The organism is Candidatus Pelagibacter sp. PS_11 (genome assembly GCF_059417975.1).
This window is the reverse complement of the sequence record NZ_CM182075.1, coordinates 277228-300939: the sequence shown is the minus strand read 5'-3', so window position 1 is coordinate 300939 and position 23712 is coordinate 277228. Positions and strand designations below refer to the sequence as shown.

The following is a 23712-nucleotide window of genomic DNA, read 5'->3' as shown; positions in this document are numbered from 1 at the left end:
TGCCTTTATTTTTTCTCCCTTGAAAAAACAGTATGAATTATTTTTGAGGGGTGAACGCTTCCAACAATTTTATTATTTTCATCTGTAACAGCTACAGATTTTTCTTGAGTTAAAATTTTTTCAGCCACATTTTCAATTATTTCATTTTTCGAAACTTTGAAATCACTTAAATTTTCAGTTTCTGGTTTTTCCATTAGATCTGCTATTTTTAGAACCTTTCCCCTAGGTACTTCTTCGGTAAATTTTCTTACATATTCAGTTGCTGGATTTAAGACAATGTTGGCGGGTGTATCCAATTGCTCAATAACTCCATCCTTCATAATTGCAATACGGTCAGCAAGTCTTAATGCCTCATCAAAATCATGAGTAATAAACATAATTGTTTTTTGTAACTTTTCTTGAAGTCTTAAAAATTCATCCTGCATTTCTTTTCTAATTAATGGATCTAATGCAGAAAATGGTTCATCTAAAAACCAAATATCGGGCTCAACCGCTAATGATCGAGCAATACCTACTCTTTGTTGTTGTCCACCAGAAAGTTCTCTTGGAAAGTAGTTTTCTCTTCCATCAAGACCTACAAGTTTAACCATTTCCATTGCTTTATTGATGCTATCTTGAGTTTTAATCCCTTTGATTTGAAGTGGAAAAGCAATATTTTCAACAACTGTTTTATGAGGCAGTAAAGCAAAACTTTGAAAAACCATTCCCATCTTATTTCTTCTAAGTTCAATTAATTCTTTATTATTTAGTGTAAGTAAATCTTGACCGTCTATATAAATTTTTCCGCTTGTTGCATCTGTTAATCTAGAAATACATCTTAGTAATGTTGATTTTCCTGAACCAGATAGCCCCATCACAACTAACATTTCACCTTTTACAACTTCAAAAGAGGCATTATTTACACCAACTATACACCCATTATCTTGAAATGTTTTTGCATCCACATTTCCATTTGCTTCATGAAGCATCTTCTTGGCGTTAGAGCCAAAAATTTTGTAAACTGATTCACATTTAATTACAGGATCGCTCATAATGTATTAATAAGTTATACGAAATAGAAATAAAATACACTGTATATTATTTTTATTTATTGTTTTTCCTCCTTAAAAATTTTTAATAAAATAAACTCTTGTATCAATACCAGTACTTAAAAAACTTAAAGCTTCACCAGTAACAGTAATTGTTTCATCTATCCCAATGTTATTTCCACTTACCGTATAACCTGTAATACATTTGTTTTTGTCTTTGTCCCATTTAACAAATGTTTCATCAATTAGATTTCCATTCTTAGTATAAATTTCATGTGCCTTAAAATTTAAAAAATTTGCACCCATAATTGCACGTTGTGGAATAAGTTTTGTTGCATTACAAACTGCCTCATACAATTCATCTGTTAATTTAAAATGATTCGTTCCATCAAAAGTTACTAAAATACCTGATGGAAGACTTGATGTCAGTTCACTTAGTTTTCTTTCTTTTGCAATTCTTTCTTCTTCTATTTTCATCTTTTTAACTAATTCATCTCCTTGACCAAAAAAGATATTTAGAGTTACAAAAAATAAAATTACAACAACGGTAACTGAAATAAGACCAACAAATTGATTAAGTGCATGAGGTAAGTTTCTTAATTTATCTAAATATTTTTTTTCCATTATTATTTTAATTATTCTTGTAACTTCCCATTTTTCCAAATTCCTATTTTTTCCTTTCCATCGGACCAGGTAAATTTTCCTTCACCATTCATGAAGCCATTAGTCCATTCCCCATCATAAGTTGAGCCATCAGGAAAAGTTAAAATACCTTGACCACTCCATTCGCTATTTTTAAATTCACCTTTATAAATATAGCCATTTGGCCAAGTTTCAGTTCCATTACCCTCTTTTTGCGTCTGAACCCACTCTCCTTCATAGGTGGTTTTATCTGTGTACACCCATTTTCCAAAGCCGTTTTCACAGTTTCCCTCTTTACATCCGGTACTTCGGGCTAGGGCTATAGATGTGGTTAAAAAACTTAAAATAATACAAATAAGATATTTTTTCATTATTATATTTTACACAAAATTAGATAAAAAAAAATCAGACTTTTTTCTCATTTTTTTTACATGAATAAAAAGAAATATCTTTTTCAGAGTTTTCACTTTTCATGTCTCTTGTAATTTCATGAATTAATTCACCAGATTTTCTATTTATAATTCCTGATTCAGAGTAGTTTTTTTCTTCATCAATAGCTTTAAATAAAACTACGTCTTTGTTTACTATTCTAACTGTTAGTTTTTCTTTTTTTGAAAGAAATGAAGATAATCCATTTATTAAAAGTGTTTTTGGTTGTTTTGCATTGATTTCAAATTTATCTAAATCTTTATCCTCTAAATCCTTAGCTAAAAAAGTTTGATAATTATATTCTGCACTCTTAACTATTTTTTTTTCTAATTCACATACAAAGCTAAGACTAATATTTTCCTCTATATTCACATCTTGTGCTAAAGAAAAATTAAAAACAAATAAACTTATGGAAATGTAAAAAAAATATTTCATAACTTGTATAATTTTTTTCATTAATAATATGAATGTTTCTTGAAAAATTACCTATAAAAAAATCCCCCCCAATAAATATTGGGGGAGATCTTAAATTATTTGTTTATATCCTTATTTAGTAAAAGGAGTCCAAACTGACTTATTATCTGCAAGCCACTTTTTAGCTGCATCTTCGTGAGTCATTTTGTCAACGTCAACTAAAGCAGCCATTGCACCAATGTGACTTGTAGAGAATGACATCTTTTTAAACGTTGCAGCCGCAGCTGGATGAGTTTTTGGAAAGTCTGCATTTACAGCTTTTTTCAAGTAACCATCAGGCGAACCACATTTACCGTCACCACCATCTTCTGGTCTACAACCAGCAGTATATGGAGGGAAGTCTATAAATGTAAAACCAGCACCATCTGTAAAGTTTGGTGTCCAGTTGAATATTATAGTTCCTCTTCCTTCTTTTTCAGCAGCTACTAATTCTGCCCAAAGTGCATCTGCACTTCCAGCAAATTTAACTGTCCAAAGATCTCCTAAGCCTAAAGCATCAACCCTTTGAGGTATCAAATCTCCATGCCAAGTTTGAGGTCCTTCTAACATTCTTCCTTTTCCACCTGAGTCAGGTGTTGTAAAGTTTTTAGCACAAGCTGGATTTTTTAAAGCAGTCCAATCTGGTAGACCTGGACATAATCCTTTTTCAGCAACCCAGTTTGGATATCCCATATCTTCAAGCGTTCGAGCTTCATGATCTCCCCAATCAACTAAACCACCTTTATCAAGCGCTGTAGTAAATGATTTACCAAAAGCAGATTCCCAAACTTCATGAGATAAACTTACATCACCTAGACGAATTGACTCATACACAGCTTGTGAATCAGTATTTACGTATTTTACGTTATTTCCCATACTTTCGAAAATTCCACCAATAACGTGAGCCATTACAATTTGGCTTGACCAGTTATGAGTTGGAATTACGATGGGCTTTTTACTGTCTGCTGCGTTAGAAATTCCAGCGAAACTTACTACTGAAATTACTAGGGCAGACATTAATGATACTATTTTTTTCATTATTCTCTCTCCCTTAATATTAAGTTATAAAAGTATGTTCTCATTTATTAAATTTATAGTCAATCCCTTATGAATATATTATGCTTAAGGTAATTTATCAAAATTTACACTGGCAATGCTACATACTAGTAAAGATATACGAAGTCCTGGTTTAAGAACGTTACCACCTGGAGTTGAAAGATATTTTGTAAGAGGTGGAGGTTTATCAATTATAGAAGTTTTACCAGAAGATAAAATAGAAATAATAAATGAAGAAGGAAAACAAATTTGTGAAATAATTGTTTTTAATTCAAAAGGTAAATCTGATTTATCTATTTTAAATTTAAAAGAAAATTCTAACGCAGATTTTTCAAAAAAAACTATCTCAAACGATGAAAAAATTTCAAAAATTTTAAAGAAAAAAAACTTAAATTTAAGTAATGCTAAAGCATCTATCATTTTTAACGATGATTGCTTGATGGGTGAAAAAATAACACTAACCTCAAAAGATAAATGCATTGTAATGATTGCTGCACCTGGTGATGCAATGAATGTTCATGAACAAAATCCTCCAACAGATTTAACGATTTATTTAAATAAAGCTAAATTTATTGAAACTGATGAACAATTTATCTTACCAGATCCACTTAGTGATCCAATTATAGAACAACTTGTAAAAAGAAGAACTGCTGAAACCTACAGTGTTAAAGCTGGTGAATATATTCAAATAATTGATCCAGGTGGAAGACAGTGTTCTGATTTTTTAGCTTTTGATACACAAAAATTAAATGACGGTATTGAAAGCATTATTGATGATAAAACAACACGAACCTTTATGGGTGGTGCCTACCCTGGGCCAGGATTATTTTCAAAGTTTTATGACGGCGATCATGAAGCTATGATTGAAGTTGTGAGAGATACCGTTGGAAGACATGATACTTTCAATCTTGCTTGCACATCAAAATACTATGAAGACATGGGATATATGGGGCACATAAATTGTACAGATAATTTTAATAATAGGCTGGATAAATATGACATCAATTCTCGAAAAAGCTGGTCTGCAATAAATCTTTTTTTCAATACTGCTATTGACGCTAATAATGTTGCATCTTTTGATGAGCCTTGGTCAAGACCAGGGGATTATGTTTTGTTTAGGGCTTTAAAAGATTTAACTTGTATATCCTCTGCTTGCCCATGTGATGTAGATGCTGCAAATGGCTGGAATCCAACTGATATTTTTGTTAGGACTTATTCAAAGGAAAAAAAATATTCAAAAGCAATAGCATTTAGAATGAAAACAGACTCAGAGCCTAAATTAACACAAGAGACAGGGTTTCATAAAAAAACTTCTGAGCTAACAAGAAATTTTGTTGAGTATAAAGGTTTTTGGCTTGCTAATAATTTTACAAATTCAGGAACAATAAAAGAGTATACGGCTTGTAGAGAAAGTGCGATTGCAACAGACTTATCACCTCTTAGAAAGTTTGAAATTCTTGGACCTGATGCAGAAAATTTAATGCAATACACACTTACTAGAAATGTTAAAAAACTATCTATCGGACAAGTTGTTTATACAGCTATGTGTTATGAAAATGGCTGTATGCTAGATGACGGTACTTTATTTAAATTAGGACAAGATAATTTTAGATGGATCGGTGGAGATGAATACAGTGGTGAATGGTTAAAAGAACAAGCTAAGAAGAAAAATTACAAAGTTTGGATAAAATCTGCAACAGATCATATTCATAACATTGCCGTTCAAGGTCCAAATAGTAGAAAAATTTTAGAAAAGTTTGTATGGACGGCGCCAATCCAACCATCAATCACTGAACTTGAATGGTTCAGATTTAATATTGCAAGAATAGATCATGAAACAGGTACGCCAATTGTTATTTCAAGAACAGGTTACACGGGTGAACTTGGTTATGAAATATGGTGTCATCCAAAAGATGCTGCAGAAGTTTGGGATAAAGTTTGGGAAGCTGGTAAAGAGTTTGATATTACCCCATTAGGTTTAGAAGCTTTAGACATGGTTCGTATAGAAGCTGGCCTTATTTTTTATGGTTATGAGTTTGACGATCAAACAGATCCATTTGAAGCTGGAATTGGTTTTACAGTTCCACTTAAAACTAAGGAAGATGATTTTATAGGTAAAGAAGAATTAATTAAAAGAAAAGCAAATCCACAAAAAAAATTAGTTGGTCTGGAATTAGTAGGTCATGAACCGGCATTACATGGAGATTGTGTTCATGTAGGTCGTGGTCAAGTAGGTGTAATAACAAGTGGAATGCTATCCCCTAAACTTGGAAAAAATATTGCGCTTTGTAGAATAGATGTAAAATATTCTGAGATTGGAACTGAAGTTGAAATTGGTAAACTTGATGGTCATCAAAAAAGAATTGGAGCGAAAGTTGTACCTTTTCCTTTCTACGATCCAACAAAATCAAGAGTTAGAGCGTAATAAATGCCTAATAACAGTAAAGATCTTTTAAGTTTTTGGGAAGACCAAATGAAGCAATCCCATACTTCAAGCAACTATTTTTTTAGAAAATCCCCTTCTCATTATCATATGATGCTACTTGTAATGTCAGCTTACAAACATAATGAAAAGTTATCTGTTGAAGGGCTAAAGACAAAACTATTCAAAACTTCTAGACCAAAATCTGCATTGATTATTAATGAAGCTTGTGAAAAAGGATTCTTTCGTCTTGAAAAGACTTCAACTGACCAGCGAATAAAAAACATAGTGCCTAGTGAGACTTTTATTAATGAGTTTAAAGAATATTTAAATACACTGCAAAAGTTAAGTTATTAGTCACTTTTTAAAAAAATCTATAATATATAATTTATATATATAATTTATAGATCTATAAAAAATTGTATTTTTTTTTATCCAAAAAAATATTGTTTTGCTATGTCAACTTTACCAAAAAAAGCAAAAGTCGTAATTATAGGTGGTGGGATTCATGGCTTAAGTACAGCATGGAAACTTTCTGAAACTTATAAAAACGAAAATGACATAGTTGTTCTAGAAAAAAAAGATATCGCAGCAGGTGCAAGTGGAATTGCTTGTGGTGTTGTTAGAAATAATTATTTTCAGCCCGCTATGAGAGAATTAATGGCTCACTCAGTATCGGTTTGGGAAAGTGATCCCAAAGCATTTAAATATAACTCTGTCGGTTATTTGCAAATTTCACCGGAAGTTATGCACGAAGATGTTGCTTCAATAGCTAAACAACAAAAAGCAATAGGATATGATTCAGAATTTATAGAAGGTGAAGCAGACTGCATGAAGTATATGAAAAATATGTTTGGTGACTGGCAAGCTCAAGGGATAACTTCAGTTCTTCATGAAAAAAAAGGTGGTTATGCATTTAATAAAGATTCTATAAAAGCGCTTGAAGAAAAATCAACATCAAATGGGGTCAAGGTTGTTAAAGGGGTAACTGTTACAGGTTTTAAAAGAGGTAGTAACAGTAAAGCTGTTACAGGTGTTGAAACAGACAAAGGTATTATTGAGTGCGATCAAGTTGTTGTTGGTGCTGGTCCTTGGGTGAGAGATTTTTGGAATATGCTAGAGCTACCAAAAACTGCAAAAATTAAAGATAAAGATGGTAAATTTCATGAAACTGAAATGTGGAAATACTGGATGCTACAGGAAGGTGTAATTGGTGTTGATGAGGATTTTTTAAAAATGGATAATGGTGGTCAACCACCTGTAATTCATGTCGATTCTACGGCTCCTTTATATTCTGATAAAACAAAAAAATTAATTACTGATAAAATTTGGGGAATTTATTATAAACCTGATATCGAAGGTTTGGGAGTACAAGGTGGAACGTCACCCTACATAGTTGATAAACATTTTGATAAAGTTAATGTTGACCCCTATGGAATTGAGTCTCCTGAATTTCAAACTACAGAAGAGTTTAATGATATGTGGTGCTCAGCTTTAGCTCATTGTCAAAAAAGATTTGAAGGAAAATCTGATCTTTATAGAAAAGGCCCTTCAGGTGGACTTGGTTGCATGACCCCTGACTCATTTCCAATTTTTGATAAATTTTTAGAAAATGTTTACATGATTGCTGATGCTAACCACGGTTACAAAATGATTGGTGTTGGTGAACTTGTTGCAAAAGAAATTCTTGGAACTGAAAGTGATTTATTAAAACCGTTTAGATTCAACCGTTACGAGAAAGGTGAACTTCACCCAACTTCTAACAGTCCGTTCCCTTGGAGTTAAACTTCAAGCCTAGACACTAATAAATTTTTCAGTTACGGTTCGTTAAATAAAAATTCATTAGAGGGAGAGATAATGACAGATTTAGATAGACACGTAAGACAACCTGGTAGAGACAAATTAGTAAAGCAAGTTAGAGCTAAGATTAATGAGCTAGGTGTTGAATATATTTTTTTTCAATTTATTTCAGTAACTGGAAGAGTTGTAGGTAAAGGTATTCCTACTGATCACTGGGAAAGAACTTGCGAAAAAGGTTTTCAATTAGTTTACGGTGCTACAGCTAACTTATTTGTTGATCGTCATGGAGATTATATTGGTTATGGTCCAGAAGCAAAAGAGCTAGTTGGTATTCCTGATCCTGAAACTTTTTGCCAACTCCCTTGGGATAAAAAAGTTGCAAGAGTGTTTGTTACTTGCTTTAGAAATAGAGAAGAAAGAGAAAACCCAGGTGCACACTTAACTTCAGACTGCCGTGGAAATTTAAGAATACACGCTCAAGAATTTAAAAAGAAACACGGCTACCAATTAAGAGTTGGAACAGAGCCTGAAATGATGTGGTTAACTAAAAATGAAGATGGTTCACCAACAGGTAAAGGTTTTTCTAAACCCTACTGCTATCATATTGATCAATTCGAGTCGTTAAGACCAGTATTTATGAAAGTTTTTGAATACGCTAGAGCAATGGGCTTTGACATGATTCAAGGTGATCATGAGGATGCACCAGGACAATTAGAATTAAACTGGATGTATGATGACGTATTAAGAAATGCAGATAGACTTTCAACTTATAGACAAATTTGTGCTCAAGTTGCAAGAGAGTTTAATTTGATAGCTTGCTTTATGACAAAACCTTTTATGGGAGTGTCAGCAAGTGGTTGTCATACTAATATGTCTTTGTGGAAAGGTGGAAAAGATAAAGTTAATAAATTATCCCACAAATCAATACCAGCGATGGATGAAGTTTTCACTTATGTTGAAGGTGGAACTAATTACTTTATGCCTGATACTAAAGATATTCAGTTACCAGGTAAGGTTGGATTAAAAGCAATTGGTGGAGTAATGAAACATTTAGGTGCATTAACTGCAATTGGATCATCAACTGTAAACTCTTATAGAAGATTATGGGATACAGGTTTTTGGGCTCCTGTTTATGCTGATTGGGGATTTCAAAACAGAACATGTGGATTAAGAGTTTCTGCACCAGGAAGATTTGAATATCGTTCAGTTGACTCAATGCATAATCCTTACTTGATGGGTTCAGGATTATTGAAATGTTTTGATGATGGGATAACAAATAATATTGATCCAGGAAAACCAGAATCTAGAAGTATGTACGATGCTCAGGCAGCTGGTAAAGAAGTTAAAAAATTACCTTTAAGTCTAGGTGAAGCTTTAGATCGTCTGGCAGAAGATGAAGTGATCAAAGCAGCTATGCCAGATGAAATGTATAAAGTTTTCCATTGGTATAAAAATGATGAATGGGAAAGATTTTTAGGGGCAACAACTCAGTGGGACTTAGATACTTATCTAGATTGTCTACCGTAATCTTTAATAAAATAGGGGAAATATATGTGTGGAATAGCAGGATTAATACATAGAGGAAAATCATCCAATGTAGGAAGTGAGCTACAAGGAATGCTTCAAGCTTTAAAACATAGAGGAGAAGATTCTACAGGTTATGCTTTGTATGGAGATACTGATGGTAAAAATTTTATCATGCGTTTTAAAGTTGGAGAAAATGTTGGTGAAGGAAGTTCATCCATAATGGAAGATGTTTCTGTTTATGACAAAAGAAAGAAAATTGTTGATCAATATTTATCTGAACTAGGTGCTAAAATAGTAAAAGAGGAAAGAATTTTACCCTACTCTTTGAGATATGAGCTTGATTATGATGTAAAAGATCTACTAGAATTTTCACAAAAGATTGAAAGTATTCCAGGTGTTGAAATTTTATCTATGGGAAAATCCTTAGAGGTAATTAAAGATTTAGGAAATGCTCAAATGGTTCTTGATAGGTATGATTTAGGTAAAGTAGTTGGAACTCATGCAATTGGCCATGCAAGAATGGCTACAGAATCTGGTGTAGATATTAAATCAGCCCACCCTTTTTGGGGTTATCCTTTCAGTGATGTATCAGTAGTTCATAACGGTCAGTTAACTAACTATTGGAACAATAGAAGAATGCTTGAAAATAAAGGCATGAGATTTATGTCTGAGTGCGATTCAGAATTAATAGCGGTTTATATTGCTCAAAAAATGAAAGAAGGAGCAAGCCTTGAAGAGGGCATGAAAGCTTCATTAACAGGTCTTGATGGAGTGTTTACATATTTTGTTGCAACTAAAGATTCTTTAGGAATGGCAAAAGATACTATGGCTGCAAAACCTTTGGTTCTTTATGAGTCAGATGATTTAGTGGCAATGGGCTCAGAAGAAATAGCAATCAGATCAGTTCTACCACAAGAGATAGATACATATGATCCATTTGATGGAGAGGTAAAAGTATGGCAAATTTAAAGAATACAGAGAAAAAAACTAAAGCCCAGTCAATGGGTATGCACTCAGAAGTTTTAACAGGAAGAACTCAACAAAAGTTTTTTAATCCTGATGAAGGTGAAAACCTTTATTATTTTGGAACTTACGATGTAGATTTTAATAAAAGAACAGAGCTAGATGTTAAAGATATGACAGCTCCAGAAGCTAATAAAGAAATTGATAACTTAATGAGCCAAGGATTTGGCACAATTGTTATTAAAAACCCTCAAGGTAAACATAGTTTAGGGGTTGGTATTTTAAATAAATTAAATTTAATTTTTGAGGGAAGTTTAGGTTATTTTGGTATGGGTTCATGTGATGGACCTACTGTTAGAATTAATGGTAGAGTTGGTTGGTCTTGTGCAGAAAACTTAATGGCAGGAAAAGTTGTTATAGAGAAAAATGCAGGGTCTTGCTTTGGTGCCGCTATAAGAGGTGGTGATTTAATTTGCAAAGGAAGTGTTGGTGCAAGAACTGGAATTGACATGAAGGGTGGAACTATCATTGTTGGTGGTGATGCTGGAGCGTTCACTGGTTTTATGATGCAAAGAGGAAGAATAATTATTCTTGGTGATGTTGGAATAAACTTAGGTGACTCTATGTATGATGGCACAATCTTTATTGGTGGAAAAATAGGATCATTTGGAAGTGATGCTGTGCCTGCTGATCTAACTGCTAGTGATCAAGATTGGTTAAAACGAAAATTAAAAGTTGCAGAAATTGGTGAAAAATTTGATGTTAGTAAAATGACTAAAATTGTAGCTGGTAAAAAACTTTGGAACTATGACAATCTAGAACCTCATGAAAAGAAAGGAGCTATCTAATGGCTAAAAAGAAAACAAAAAAAAATGAAAAAAAATTAAAAAAAGCTAAAGGTAGTGTTGGTGGAAAAGCTGATGTTCATGCACATGAAGATGGTAAAAGAAATAAAAGTCTATTAGGTCACAATGCTATTTTTACTCCTGAAGTTATAGACGATATTCACATCAAAGCTCAACTTGGAAGATACAGAATGCGTGGAATGGCATTAATGAAAAAAATTCCAACATTTGATGATTTAGTATTCCTACCAGGAACTCTTACTAGATTTGTAATTGAAGGTTATAGAGAAAAATGTGAAACAAAAACTATTATCGGTCCTAATTGTGAGAACCCGATTGAACTAGATATACCAGTATATATTACAGGTATGAGTTTTGGTGCGCTTTCTTATGAAGCTAAAACTGCTTTAGCAAGAGGAGCAACAATGGCTGGAAGTGCTACTTGTTCAGGAGAGGGTGGAATGATTCCAGATGAAAGAAGATATTCTGAAAAATGGTACTATCAATGTATTCAATCAAGATACGGGTTTAACCCTCACCACGCTCAACTTGCTGATGCAATAGAAGTGTTTATTGGTCAAGGACAAAAAGTTGGAATGGGTGGACATTTAATGGGTCAAAAAGTTACTGATCAAGTTGCAGAAATGAGATCTTTACCATCTGGTATTGATCAAAGATCTCCAGCAAGACACCCCGACTGGCTAGGTCCAGATGATTTAGCTTTAAAAGTTGAAGAATTAAGACAACTTACAAAAAACAAAGTACCAATTCAGTTAAAACTAGGTGCATCAAAAGTTTATGATGATGTTCGTATGGCTGCAAAATGTAATCCTGACTCAATCTTTTTAGATGGTATGGAAGGTTCAACTGGAGCTGGTCCACATATAGCTGCTGCAAATACTGGTATCCCAGGAATTGCTGCAATCAGAGAAGCAAGAAGAGCTATTGATGATGTGGGTAAAACTGGACAGGTAACTTTAATTTATGCAGGTGGTATTAGAGATGGTGCTGATATGGCGAAGGCTTTAGCCTTAGGTGCTGATGCAATAGCAATTGGAACTGGTGCTTTAATAGCCTTAAACTGCAATAAAGATATTCCAGAAGCAAACTTTGAAAAAGAAATGGGTGTTAAGGCTGGTGACTGTTATCACTGCCACACTGGTCGTTGTCCAGTTGGTGTTGCAACCCAAGATCCTAAATTAAGAGCTAGATTAAATCCTGATGATGCTGCTTTAAGAGTTTATAATTACTTGCATGCAATGACATTAGAGGCTCAACTTTTAGCAAGAGCTTGTGGTAAAACTAATATTCACTCATTAGAACCAGAGGATTTAGCTGCACTAACAATGGAAGCTTCTGCACTAGCAAAAGTTCCTTTAACAGGAACCAACTTCACTGTTGGTGTTGATAACTATCACAAAATATAAGAGGTAAATATGGTTAAGAAAAAAACGAAAATAAAAGTAAAAAAAGAAAATCTAGGTGGAAAGTCTAAAGAAACTGCTAGAGAAAAAATGATTGGGCAACATATTGGTTATAGATATGATGTTAACTTACTCCCTGATTATAAAAAAATCACTCCATTCTTAAAAAAGTATATTGAAGCAATGGGATGGGATGATCTTAATTGGCTAGAAGATATACACATGGGTTATGAAGAAGATAGACCTGCTGTATTTTGTAGAAATGCAAATGGCTGGGTTACAATTCCAAAATCAATCAAATTGCCAAACAACCAACAAGACAGAGATATGATCGCAAGAGAGCTTTTAGTTAAGTTTCAAATGTCTAAAAAACACCCTCTTGTTGATTTGAAAAAAGCTTACCTTAAGTTTTAGTACCTCAATCAAAGGTTGATTATTTTTCAAAACTTGTAGTTATTACTTGCTTATTTAAGCAATGTATAGTTTGTCACGTCTCTATAAATTTTATAGTCTTTCTTAAAACTAATAGGAGAGAGATTATGGATGATCAATTAGGCGCTCTTACAGTTATATTTACAGAATTTTACTACTGGGTAACAGTGGTATTAATGTTCCTGATTCACGTCGGGTTTTGTATGTATGAAGTTGGAGCCTCACGATACAAGCATCACCAACATACTTTAATGAAAAATACCATGGTAATACCACTAGTAACGGTAACCTGGTTTTTCTTTGGTTGGTGGATTTACTGGGCATTCCCAACAGGACCGGGAATAGCACCTTCAATAATGAATGAGAGTTCAGCATTAATTACTGATGAAAGTACTTTTAGTGCGAAATGGTATGTGGCAAATACTGAATTTATGGCTGTCAACTTAGGTGACCGTATAAGTGGAGTATTCTGGGCTGCATTCTTACTATTTTCATGGACAGCTGCTTCAATTGTTTCTGGAGCAATCATTGAAAGAATTACAACTTTTGCATTTGGTATTTTAGCAATTGCAATTGGTTCGTGTTTCTGGGTAATTGATGCTGCTTGGGGATGGCACTTTGATGGATGGATGCTTAAAATTTTAGGGTATCATGACGCTTATGCATCAGGAGTAATTCACGCAATTGCGGGTGGATTTGCTTTAGGTGTTCTAATCGTACTAGGACCTAGAATTGGAAAATTCTCATCAAGTGGTGAACCAAGAAATATAGGACCAAGAAATCCATGGCTAGTTACAGTTGGATTATTTTTAATCTATACTGGTTTCTGGGGATTTTATGCGGCATGTAATATACCAATATTTGATCTTGGACCTGAGTATGGAATGGAAGGTGTCACATACTGGACAGCAACAAACATATATGTAACCCCAACCACACTGAGTGGAATAACCTATAACTTCTTGATGTCACTATCAGGTGGATTATTGGCTGGATACGTGGTCGCTAAAGGTGATCCATTCTGGACTTACTCAAGTGGACTGGCTGGTATCATCTGTGCATCTGCAGGTAATGATTTGTATCACCCGATACAAGCAATGCTTATTGGTGCAATCGGTGTAGTTATTTCATATAAAATGCATTACTGGGTTGAACGTAAGTTCAAAATCGATGATGCAGTTGGTGCAGTAGCAGTGCATGGTTATGCAGGGTTTGTTGGTCTTGTAATTTGTGGATTTGTTTTAAATGGCTATCCTTCATCTGGATACAGTGTTGGAGCTATGTGGGACGGATCAACTTATGCATCAATCAATCCACTGGGACAATTCCTTGGAGCAATTATAATGTTCGGAGTTCTTGGAATGTTACCAGGTTATGTTTTGGCTAGAATACTAAGCGCATTTGGTAAATTAAGAATACCACGTGAAGTTGAAATAGCTGGACTAGACTATGAAATAATGGAGGACGATAGAGAAGCTGAAAAAGCGGTCGCCTCTTCAACTAGGTAAAGGAGAAAAATATGGCTACAGTTACAAACTGGATAGATCATTTAAGTGCAGAAGAGGTTGTCGGAGCCATTTATCCGGGAGCTGGATCCACTGAAACTTTGCTAGTTATTCTTGGTGTAGTTTTTTGGATTGGATGGCATGTCATCACAGCTAAATCTGAGAGTGAAAAACTTTCAAGATTAGCTAAGAAAAGACATGGTGCAAATGATCATAAAAGCAATATTACCGACTGGTAATATTAAATAAACTTTGGGCGCTACTTAATTGTGGCGCCCTTTTTTTTATAAAAATTCAATATGAATGAGAATAATCAAGAAAATCAAAGACCAAGTAAGATGAGAGGTGTTGTTTTTCCAAAAGCAAAGTACGGAGTAATAGCAGCTATTATCATCATTGTAGTAGGAAATATTTTCTACTATAAAGAGTTCTTAATATCCTTAATTAAATAAACTTAAAAATCTATGTGTGGAATAGTAGGAATTTATCTTAAAACAAAAAAATACGAAAAAGATCTTGGTAAATTTTTATCTGGAATGCTTGATGGTATGGCGACTAGAGGCCCTGATAGTGCTGGATTTGCAATATACACAAAACAAAATAAAAACAAATTTAAATACTCTATTTGTTTAAATCAATTAACAGATAAAGAATTTAAAAAAAAAATATCTAAATTTTTAAAAAAAATAACACTTAAAACTTTTTCGGATCATGTAATTCTTGAAACAGAGGAAAAACCCGAAAAGGTATTAGAAATCCTAGATTCTAAATTAAAAGAAGTTTCTTTGGTGGGTTATGGTAAAAGTATTAATATCTTCAAACAAACAGGAAATCCTAAAGACGTGGTTAGAAAATTTAAATTATCTTCTTTTTCAGGAACTCATGCTATAGGACACACTAGGATGGCAACAGAAAGTGCAATTACAACTCAAGGTTCTCACCCCTACTCTACATCAGAGGATGAGTGCTTGGTTCATAATGGATCTCTTTCAAATCATAACAACATACGAAGGTCTTTAAAAAAAGAAGGTCAGAAATTTAATTCAGAAAATGATACTGAGGTTGCGGCTGGTTACATCTCTAATCAAATTTCAAAAGGAGAAAATCTAGAAGAAACCCTAAAAAATAGCCTAAAAGATTTAGATGGTTTCTACACCTTTATAGCTGGTACTAAAGATGGTTTTGCATTGTTGAGAGATGAAATAGCTTGCAAGCCAGCAGTTGTTGCAGAAACAAAAGATTATGTAGCGGTTGCTTCAGAATTTCAATGTATGGCGCACTTGCCAAATGTAAACACAGCTAAAATTTTTGAACCAAAACCTGGTATTGTTTATCACTGGTAAATTATGAATTTAGATCTAAATAAAAAAAAACTAAGAGAAATTAATCAACTACTACAAAACGTTGGTAGAGAAAAAAATAACAGAAGTTTCCAAATTTTAAATCCCCAAGGTCAACACGCTATTTGTGCAGGTTTAAAAGATGATATTGAAGTTTCAATAAAAGGACACACTGGCTATTATTGTGCTGGGATGAATAAAAATGCTTCTATTACCGTACACGGAAATGTTGGAACGGGTGTAGCTGAAAACATGATGTCTGGTAAAGTAATTATCAAAGGCAATGCCTCTCAATCTGCTGGAGCAACTGGTCATGGCGGTTCTTTAATTATTGAAGGAGACGCTAGCTCAAGATGTGGCATATCAATGAAGGGGATTAACATTATAGTAAAGGGGTCTGTTGGTCATATGTCAGCATTTATGGCACAAAAAGGTAATTTAATTATTTTGGGAGACGCTGATGCTGATTTAGGAGACTCAATTTATGAGGCAAAAATATTTGTTAAAGGTAAGGTTAAAAGTTTAGGTTCTGATTGTATAGAAAAACAAATGGATGATAAAAATATAAAAGAATTAAATAAAATTTTTAAAGATTTGAATATATCTGAAGATGCAAAAAAATTTAAAAGATATGGATCTGCAAGAAATTTATATAATTTTAAAATTGATAATGTGAGCTCATATTAGTTATGAAAAAAGATTTAAAAGAATTTAAAACGTTTCCATCTTCAACAATTAAAGAAATTCAAAGAGCTGCTAAGGAAGGAATTTACCAAATTAGAGGATTGGGTGCTAAAAGAAAAGTTCCAGACTTTGATGACTTGGTATTTTTAGGAGCTTCCATGTCTAGATATCCATTAGAAGGTTATAGAGAGAAATGTAATACCTCTGTAATACTTGGAGACCGTTTTGCAAAAAATCCTATTAAATTAGATATACCAATTACTATTGCTGGAATGAGTTTTGGAGCTTTAGGTGCCAATGCAAAGGAAGCTTTAGGCAGAGGTGCTTCTGCTATGGGAACTTCGACAACCACTGGAGATGGAGGCATGACAAAAGAAGAAAGAGGATCTTCTAAATATCTAGTATATCAATTATTACCTTCTCGATACGGTATGAATCCAGATGATTTAAGAAAAGCAGATGCTATAGAAATAGTTGTGGGACAAGGTGCAAAACCTGGAGGGGGTGGAATGCTTCTTGGACAAAAAATTAATAAAAGAGTTGCTGGTATGAGAACTTTACCTGAGGGCATAGATCAAAGAAGTGCTTGTCGACATCCAGATTGGACAGGACCTGACGATTTAGAAATAAAAATTCAAGAATTGAGAGAAATTACAAATTGGGAAAAACCAATTTATATAAAAGTTGGAGCAGCAAGACCATACTATGATACGACTTTAGCAGTAAAAGCTGGCGCTGATGTTGTTGTGTTAGATGGAATGCAAGGTGGAACAGCTGCAACACAAGATGTTTTTATAGAACATGTGGGTATACCAACTCTTGGTGCCTTAAGAGAATCTGTAGATGCTTTAAAAGAATTGAACATGCATAGAAAAGTTCAATTAATTGTTTCTGGTGGAATTAGAACTGGTGCTGATGTTGCAAAAGCAATTGCAATGGGAGCAGATGCTGTATCAATAGGATCTGCTGCTATGATGGCTTTAAATTGTAATGCAGATCTTTATAGAAAAGATTACGAAAAACTTGGAACAGAGCCAGGTTACTGTCATCACTGTCATACAGGAAAATGTCCTGTAGGTGTTGCTACACAAGATCCTATACTAGAAAAAAGACTCAATCCTATAGAGGGGGGTAAAAGATTAAAAAATTATTTATCCACATTAACCCTAGAGTTGCAAACATTAGCAAGAGCAAATGGAAAATCAGATGTAAGAAATTTAGAACCTGAAGATTTAGCAGCTTTAACAGTAGAAGCTGCAGCAATGGCAAGAGTTCCGCTGGCTGGAACAGATTGGATACCAGGACTAAAAAATAAAAAATAGTATTGTGAAGACTAATTAACAGTTGTAAATTAAGAAATAAAATATGCCTATTAATTTATCTAAAATTGCTAAAGCTAAAAAAATAAAATATTTTTTGATTAGTTTTGTAGATTTTTTTGGTGTCTTGAGATCAAAATTAGTACCAGCACAAGCGATTGCAGACATGCAAAAGAATGGGGCGGGTTTTGCGGGTTTTGCAACTTGGCTAGATATGTCTCCTGCAGATGGGGATATGTTTGCTCTACCAGATCCTAAAAGTTTAATTCAATTGCCTTGGAACAAAGAAATTGGCTGGTTAGCTTCTGATTTATATATGTATGGTAAACCAGTTAAGGCTTCACCTAGAGTAATGCTCAAAGAGCAAATTAATAAATTACATAAAAAAGATTTAGTCATGAAGTCAGGTGTAGAGTGTGAATATTTTTTGATCTCAGAAGATGGGAGTAAAATTGCTGATACAAGAGACACTCAATCAAAACCTTGTTACGATCAGTCTGCTTTAATGAGGAGATATGATTTAATCAAAGAAATATGCGATAGCATGATTACTATGGGTTGGAACCCATACCAAAATGATCATGAGGACGCTAATGGCCAGTTTGAAATGAATTGGGATTATACAGATTGTTTAACTACAGCTGATAGGCATGTATTCTTTAAATATATGGTGAAATCATTAGCTGAAAAACATGGTTTGAGAGCAACATTTATGCCAAAACCTTTTAGCAATCTAACAGGAAATGGCTGTCATGCTCACATCTCTTTATGGAATGGAAAAATTAATAAATTTCTAGATAATGGAGACAAATTAGGTTTGAGCAAATTAGCATATAATTTTCTAGGTGGAATTATGAAACTTACTCAGCCTTTGACAGCATTTTTTAATCCGACAATTAATAGTTATAGAAGAATAAATGCACCACCAACAAAATCGGGAGCTACATGGTCACCTAGTAGTATTTCTTATACAGGAAATAATAGAACTCATATGATAAGAATTCCAGATAAAGGTAGATTTGAACTAAGGTTAATGGACGGAGCAGTAAATCCTTATTTGCTTCAAGCTGGAGTAATAGCTGCTGGTTTACATGGAATAAATAATAAAATAGATCCTGGTGAACCTTTATCTTGTAATATGTACACTGATCATAAAAGTTACCCTCACCTAAAAAAATTACCTGACATAATTGAAGATGCATTAGATCAACTAGAAAATAGTAAAGAAATTAAGGAAGCATTTGGCGGTGATACTATTAAAAGCTATCTAAAGTTAAAAAGGTCTGAAATTAATGATTTTAATCAAGAAGAAAAATTTGATAAAAAAAGCTCGGTAACTCACTGGGAAAAAAATAGCACTCTTGATTGTTAATAAATGAAATCAATCATGCAGAAAGACCTTTGGTCTATTACATCATTTTTAGAGAATAAAAATTATAAATTTAATAAAGAAAATATACTTACGCAACTTCCAGAAAAATTTATAGATGAAGCAATTAAGGCTATATCTAGTTGGGATAATTATGCCCCCACTCCATTGGTTAAATTAAATAAACTAAATGATGAATTAAAATTTAAAAATATTTACTACAAAGATGAGGATAAACGGTTTGATCTAAAATCTTTTAAAGCTTTAGGTGGAGCTTTTGCTGTTTACAAGATTGCCAGTGAAAAAGAGAATATAACTGTATCAACAGCAACAGCTGGAAATCATGGTCGATCTGTAGCCTGGGGGGCTCAAAGACTTGGATTAAAATGTAAAATATTTATAAGTGAATTTGTTAGTGAATCTAGAGCTGAAGCAATGCGTAAATTGGATGCTGAAGTGATTAGAGTTAAAGGTAATTATGATAATTCATTAAAAGAATGCATAAAACAATCTAAAGAAAATAATTGGGAAATTGTACAAGATGTGTCTTGGGAAGGTTACAAGGAAGTACCAAAATTAATTATGGCTGGATACACCATAATGATTAAAGAAATTTTAGATGAAGTAAAATCTAATTCAATATCACACGTATTTCTTCAAGCTGGAGTTGGCGGAATGGCTGCAGCAATGATTGCTGGCTTTGCAAAATTATCACAAAATATTCCAAAATTTATTATTGTTGAACCAGAAAATGCAGACTGTGTATTTCAAAGTATTAAGAATAATAAACCCACAAGTGTTGATATTAAAAAGGAAACAGTAATGGGTGGAATGTCTTGTGGTGATGTATCAAGTATTGCCTGGGAAATTTTAAAAAATTCTTCAAATTATTGTTTAACTATATCTGATGAAGCAATCTCAACTACTGTAGCATTGCTAGCAGAAAAGCGTTTATCCGATCTAAAAATAATAGCTGGTGAATGTGCTGTCCCAGGTATAATCGCGTTAATAAGCTCATTTAACAATAAAGAATACTTAGATAAGCTAGAGTTAAATGAACAATCAAATGTACTTTTATTTGGTTGTGAAGGTTTAACTGATAGTGCAATGTATCAAAAACTACTAAGTGATGGATTGCAAAAAATCTGAGTAAATATGACAAAAAAAGCCATTGTTTGGATTAGAGAAGATTTTAGAATTGATTATAACGAAGCCTTAGCGACAGCAACTCAAAATCATGAGTATGTAAGTGCTCTTTATATATATAACCCAAAAAACTTTGATAAAAAAAGAGAGGCTCAAAAATGGTGGCTGTCTAAATCATTAGAAAATTTAAGTATAGATCTAAAGAAATTAAATATCACATTGGAAGTTCAGTTAGGTGATGAACTAGAGGTATTATCAATTTTAAAAAAGAAAGATGATGTTACTGTTTATTGGAGTAAAGTTTATGAGCCAGATGTAATTAATAAAGGTAAAAAAATAAGAGATTTATTTATTAAGAATGAAGTTCAATATAAATATTTTAAAGGAAATATTCTTGTAGAATTTCAAGAAATGACTAAAGACGATGGCACTCCCTATAAAGTATTCACTCCATTTTGGAAAAAAACTGAACAGCATTATATTTCAAAAGCTCCTTCAAAATTAATACGAGTTAAATCAAAAATTAAAAAGATAAACATATTTAAAAATTCAATTTCTATAAAAGAAATTTTACCTAAAAAAAATTGGTATAAAAAATTTGAGAAATACTGGGACCCATCTGAAAAAGAAGCTAAAAAATATTTACAAGAATTAATAAATAATAGAATTGAGGACTATGGTGATGCACGAGATATTCCAGGTGTTAACGGAACCTCCAAGTTATCTCCTTTCTTAAAATTTGGTCAAATACATGTAGAAACAATTTGGAAGAAATGCCAAGACATTAAAGTTAAAAAAATTGGATATAGAAAGTATATTAATGAATTAGGATGGAGAGAATTTTCTCATAGTTTAATTAATTACTTTCCACAAATGTTAAAAGGTAATCTTAGAAAAGATTTTGACAATTTTCCTTGGGTTAAAAATGATAAATTTCTTAAAGCTTGGAAAGCAGGCATGACAGGATACCCTATTGTAGATGCTGGAATGAGAGAACTATATGAAACAGGATGGATGCACAATAGAGTTCGAATGATTGTTGCTTCTTTTCTTGTTAAACATTTAAGAATTCATTGGATGGAAGGTGAAAAACATTTTAAAAATTGTTTAGTTGATTATAATGAAGCCAGTAACGTTGCTCAATGGCAATGGGTTGCAGGATGTGGTGCAGATGCAGCTCCCTACTTTAGAATCTTCAATCCTATCCTTCAGGGGGAAAAATTTGACAAAGATGGGATTTATACAAAAAAGTGGGTTCCAGAACTTAAAAACATGCCTAATAAGTTTCTATACAAACCATGGGAGCTTGAAACCAAATACCAAGAACAGATTAAAGTAGTTGTTGGTATCAACTATCCAAAACCAATTGTAGATCACGTTGAAGCCAGAAATGCTGCTCTAGATGCTTTTAAAACAATTAAGAAAAACTAATCTCCTAAATAATGAAGAATAATCAATCTTTTTTGCTTCTCAATTCTGTGCTCAAAAAGATATAAACCCTGCCAGGTACCAAGTAATAACTCATTGTTTTTAACGCTTAAAGAGATTTGATTATTAGTTAACGCAGATTTTATATGTGCAGGCATGTCATCTTTTCCCTCAGCTGTATGGATGTAAAGGGAATTGTCCATAGGTACGAGCTTATTAAAAAAATTTACTAAATCACTTTGAACATCTGGATCAGCATTCTCTTGAATTATTAAAGAAGCACTGGTGTGTTCAATGCTTATATTGATAATTCCATTATTAAATTCATTATCCATGATCCATTTGTTAGTTTGGCTTGTAAATTCATAGAGATTCTGGCCATTAGTACTCAATTCTAAGTTAAAAAACTCTTGTCTCATAACTTCGTATATTTAATAGATGTTAATTCATACAACCTACTAATAGTTCTTTTAAATATTTTTTTTAAATCTTCAGAAGAGCTTAATAAATCTAATTGTAATTGAGAAGTTATCATAAGTGGTATTTTTTTTTCATAAAGAATATCAATTAAAGTAATAAATCTTTGTTGTTGATTAGAATTATCACTGTTAAAAATTGGAATATTTTCTATAACAATAAAATTACATACTTCAGTTATTTTAATGTAATCTTCAGCTCCAATATTTTTAGAACATAACTCTTTAAAATCAAAACGTGCTATTCCATTAAAGTAATTCTTAATAGTAAGCTTTCTACCTTTAATACTTAAGATCATTTCTTGATTAGTAAGATTTTTAGTTATTTTTCTAAAAAATTTATTAAGTTTAAAATTAGTTGATTCATTTAATGGATAAAAATATCTTTCATTTCTGTTTTTTACAGACTTTCTATAATCATCTTGGATAATCAATTGTGTCTCGTAAGTTTTTTCCTTCATTATTTTAATAAAGGGAAGAAATTGATCTCTTTGTAATCCGTCTTTATAGAGATCATTTATTTTAGTATTTGATGAAAATAAAACTTTTATATTCTCATCAAATATTTTTTTAAATAAGCTACCTAAAATCATAGCATCTACAATATTTGTAACCTGAAACTCATCAAGATAAATTAATTTAGATTTATTTTTTAGTTTTTGAACAAATTTATCTATAATATTTTCTTGTGTATTTTCTTTGTTTTTAAATACAAAGTCGTGAAAACTAATCATAAACTCATTAAAGTGAAATCTTTGTTTAGTTTTATCAAAATTATTATAAAAAAAATTTAGTATCATGGTTTTACCTACACCCACATCCCCTTGTAAATAAAACCCTGTTTTATAATTTTGTTTAGTAAATATTTTTTTTAAAAGTGATTTATTAAAGTTTTGAGTATAGAATAAACTCAATTCTTCTATTAAGCCTAATTGACTGGGATTAATTTCTAAATTATTAATTTTACAATAACTAAGAAATAATTTATTTAAATTCATTTTTTCGTTTTAAAATCTATACCATATTCAGATCTAGGGCCTTTTCTTAATCCAAAGGGCCCAGATATAAACAAAGTAAGCGGTCTTGTTCCTGGTTTAAGATCAACTCTGTGTAAATTATTAGCTGACCTGAAACCTATATATCCAGGCGCTCTCCAAAATCTTCCAGTATTTAGTGTTTCCCAGTAACCCCCTCTTAATATCACTGTTATGTAAGGAAATGTATGATTGTGAACTCCCTCTCCATGATCGTCAGCTAACATTTCATGTAATAAAATATTAAATGGAAACCATTTTGGCCTATGCCTTAATAAGACATAATATCTGTTCATCCAAGGTTTAGCTTCATTAAATTTGGGGTGAGAGAGTCCTCGATCTAAAACAATTTTTTTTCTTCCTAGCTTATCAAGTAACTTAAGAAACATT

General features: G+C 32.6%; 25 protein-coding genes. 17 read left to right on the top strand and 8 right to left on the bottom strand.

From position 1 onward, the window contains the following. Positions 1 to 5 precede the first annotated feature (5 nt). From tmoW to tmoX, 5 genes are all read right to left on the bottom strand, one after another. The gene (gene tmoW / locus AC5SLT_RS01585) at positions 6 to 1031 is read right to left on the bottom strand and encodes a trimethylamine N-oxide ABC transporter ATP-binding protein TmoW (protein WP_006997990.1); all 1026 of its coding nucleotides are present in this window, start codon (positions 1029 to 1031) and stop codon (positions 6 to 8) included. 72 nt (positions 1032 to 1103) lie between these two features. Continuing rightward, positions 1104 to 1652, bottom strand: coding sequence for a hypothetical protein (locus tag AC5SLT_RS01580; RefSeq protein WP_011282290.1), 549 nt, complete (start codon positions 1650 to 1652; stop codon positions 1104 to 1106). A gap of 11 nt (positions 1653 to 1663) precedes the next feature. Next, positions 1664 to 2041: an MORN repeat-containing protein gene (locus tag AC5SLT_RS01575; RefSeq protein WP_006997988.1), complete on the bottom strand. Its 378-nt coding sequence runs from the start codon at positions 2039 to 2041 to the stop codon at positions 1664 to 1666. 34 nt (positions 2042 to 2075) lie between these two features. Then, on the bottom strand, positions 2076 to 2555 hold the full coding sequence (locus tag AC5SLT_RS01570) for a hypothetical protein (protein WP_494592211.1): 480 nt from the start codon (positions 2553 to 2555) through the stop codon (positions 2076 to 2078). A 90-nt stretch (positions 2556 to 2645) separates the two neighbouring features. After that, positions 2646 to 3590, bottom strand: coding sequence for a trimethylamine N-oxide ABC transporter substrate-binding protein TmoX (tmoX, locus tag AC5SLT_RS01565; RefSeq protein ID WP_006997986.1), 945 nt, complete (start codon positions 3588 to 3590; stop codon positions 2646 to 2648). A gap of 115 nt (positions 3591 to 3705) precedes the next feature. Here tmoX and AC5SLT_RS01560 point away from each other — a divergent pair, with 115 nt between their 5' ends. The 17 genes from AC5SLT_RS01560 to AC5SLT_RS01480 all read left to right on the top strand — a co-directional run bounded on the left by AC5SLT_RS01560 (position 3706) and on the right by AC5SLT_RS01480 (position 21815). Continuing rightward, the gene (locus AC5SLT_RS01560; RefSeq protein ID WP_011282291.1) at positions 3706 to 6033 is read left to right on the top strand and encodes a trimethylamine N-oxide demethylase; all 2328 of its coding nucleotides are present in this window, start codon (positions 3706 to 3708) and stop codon (positions 6031 to 6033) included. Positions 6034 to 6036: 3 nt separating this feature from the next. Continuing rightward, a complete protein-coding gene (locus AC5SLT_RS01555; protein ID WP_011282292.1) occupies positions 6037 to 6387 on the top strand; it encodes a hypothetical protein in 351 nt (116 codons plus the stop codon). Between the two features lie 99 nt (positions 6388 to 6486). Then, positions 6487 to 7815, top strand: a complete 1329-nt coding sequence (locus AC5SLT_RS01550; RefSeq protein ID WP_011282293.1) for an NAD(P)/FAD-dependent oxidoreductase — start codon at positions 6487 to 6489, stop codon at positions 7813 to 7815. Between the two features lie 72 nt (positions 7816 to 7887). Further along, complete coding sequence (locus AC5SLT_RS01545) at positions 7888 to 9357, top strand: glutamine synthetase family protein (protein ID WP_027307086.1); 1470 nt, start codon at positions 7888 to 7890, stop codon at positions 9355 to 9357. A gap of 24 nt (positions 9358 to 9381) precedes the next feature. After that, complete coding sequence (locus AC5SLT_RS01540) at positions 9382 to 10326, top strand: class II glutamine amidotransferase (protein ID WP_011282295.1); 945 nt, start codon at positions 9382 to 9384, stop codon at positions 10324 to 10326. After that, entirely contained in the window at positions 10314 to 11168 is an 855-nt protein-coding gene (locus tag AC5SLT_RS01535; RefSeq protein ID WP_011282296.1) for a GltB/FmdC/FwdC-like GXGXG domain-containing protein, read from the top strand. Before AC5SLT_RS01540 ends, AC5SLT_RS01535 begins: the two co-directional genes overlap by 13 nt. Further along, entirely contained in the window at positions 11168 to 12592 is a 1425-nt protein-coding gene (locus AC5SLT_RS01530; RefSeq protein WP_006997979.1) for an FMN-binding glutamate synthase family protein, read from the top strand. The genes AC5SLT_RS01535 and AC5SLT_RS01530 overlap by 1 nt, the downstream gene beginning before the upstream one ends. A gap of 9 nt (positions 12593 to 12601) precedes the next feature. After that, entirely contained in the window at positions 12602 to 13003 is a 402-nt protein-coding gene (locus tag AC5SLT_RS01525) for a hypothetical protein (RefSeq protein WP_006997978.1), read from the top strand. A 125-nt stretch (positions 13004 to 13128) separates the two neighbouring features. Then, positions 13129 to 14529, top strand: coding sequence for an ammonium transporter (locus tag AC5SLT_RS01520; RefSeq protein WP_494592209.1), 1401 nt, complete (start codon positions 13129 to 13131; stop codon positions 14527 to 14529). Between the two features lie 11 nt (positions 14530 to 14540). Continuing rightward, a complete protein-coding gene (locus tag AC5SLT_RS01515; RefSeq protein ID WP_006997976.1) occupies positions 14541 to 14765 on the top strand; it encodes a hypothetical protein in 225 nt (74 codons plus the stop codon). A gap of 60 nt (positions 14766 to 14825) precedes the next feature. After that, positions 14826 to 14978, top strand: coding sequence for a hypothetical protein (locus AC5SLT_RS01510; RefSeq protein WP_271499107.1), 153 nt, complete (start codon positions 14826 to 14828; stop codon positions 14976 to 14978). Positions 14979 to 14990: 12 nt separating this feature from the next. Then, entirely contained in the window at positions 14991 to 15869 is an 879-nt protein-coding gene (locus AC5SLT_RS01505) for a class II glutamine amidotransferase (protein ID WP_271499110.1), read from the top strand. A 3-nt stretch (positions 15870 to 15872) separates the two neighbouring features. After that, positions 15873 to 16553, top strand: a complete 681-nt coding sequence (locus tag AC5SLT_RS01500; protein ID WP_011282299.1) for a GltB/FmdC/FwdC-like GXGXG domain-containing protein — start codon at positions 15873 to 15875, stop codon at positions 16551 to 16553. Positions 16554 to 16555: 2 nt separating this feature from the next. Then, a complete protein-coding gene (locus AC5SLT_RS01495; protein ID WP_006997972.1) occupies positions 16556 to 17872 on the top strand; it encodes an FMN-binding glutamate synthase family protein in 1317 nt (438 codons plus the stop codon). Positions 17873 to 17915: 43 nt separating this feature from the next. Next, the gene (gene glnT / locus AC5SLT_RS01490) at positions 17916 to 19241 is read left to right on the top strand and encodes a type III glutamate--ammonia ligase (protein ID WP_494592207.1); all 1326 of its coding nucleotides are present in this window, start codon (positions 17916 to 17918) and stop codon (positions 19239 to 19241) included. Between the two features lie 3 nt (positions 19242 to 19244). Continuing rightward, positions 19245 to 20387 (top strand): diaminopropionate ammonia-lyase, encoded by a 1143-nt coding sequence (locus AC5SLT_RS01485; protein WP_006997970.1) that lies wholly within the window; start codon positions 19245 to 19247, stop codon positions 20385 to 20387. Positions 20388 to 20393: 6 nt separating this feature from the next. Further along, positions 20394 to 21815 carry a cryptochrome/photolyase family protein gene (locus AC5SLT_RS01480; protein WP_494592205.1) on the top strand — a complete coding sequence of 474 codons (1422 nt, stop codon included), beginning with the start codon at positions 20394 to 20396 and terminating at the stop codon, positions 21813 to 21815. On the opposite strand, the gene AC5SLT_RS01475 is transcribed toward AC5SLT_RS01480, so the two are convergent. From AC5SLT_RS01475 to AC5SLT_RS01465, 3 genes are read right to left on the bottom strand one after another with little or no spacing between them, the layout of a single operon-like run. Further along, on the bottom strand, positions 21812 to 22231 hold the full coding sequence (locus AC5SLT_RS01475) for a secondary thiamine-phosphate synthase enzyme YjbQ (protein WP_494592203.1): 420 nt from the start codon (positions 22229 to 22231) through the stop codon (positions 21812 to 21814). The two genes, AC5SLT_RS01480 and AC5SLT_RS01475, sit on opposite strands and share 4 nt — an antisense overlap. Then, positions 22228 to 23286, bottom strand: coding sequence for a cell division protein ZapE (gene zapE / locus AC5SLT_RS01470; RefSeq protein ID WP_494592202.1), 1059 nt, complete (start codon positions 23284 to 23286; stop codon positions 22228 to 22230). Before zapE ends, AC5SLT_RS01475 begins: the two co-directional genes overlap by 4 nt. Beyond that, positions 23283 to 23711, bottom strand: coding sequence for a hypothetical protein (locus AC5SLT_RS01465; RefSeq protein ID WP_494592200.1), 429 nt, complete (start codon positions 23709 to 23711; stop codon positions 23283 to 23285). Before AC5SLT_RS01465 ends, zapE begins: the two co-directional genes overlap by 4 nt. Position 23712: the final 1 nt, after the last annotated feature.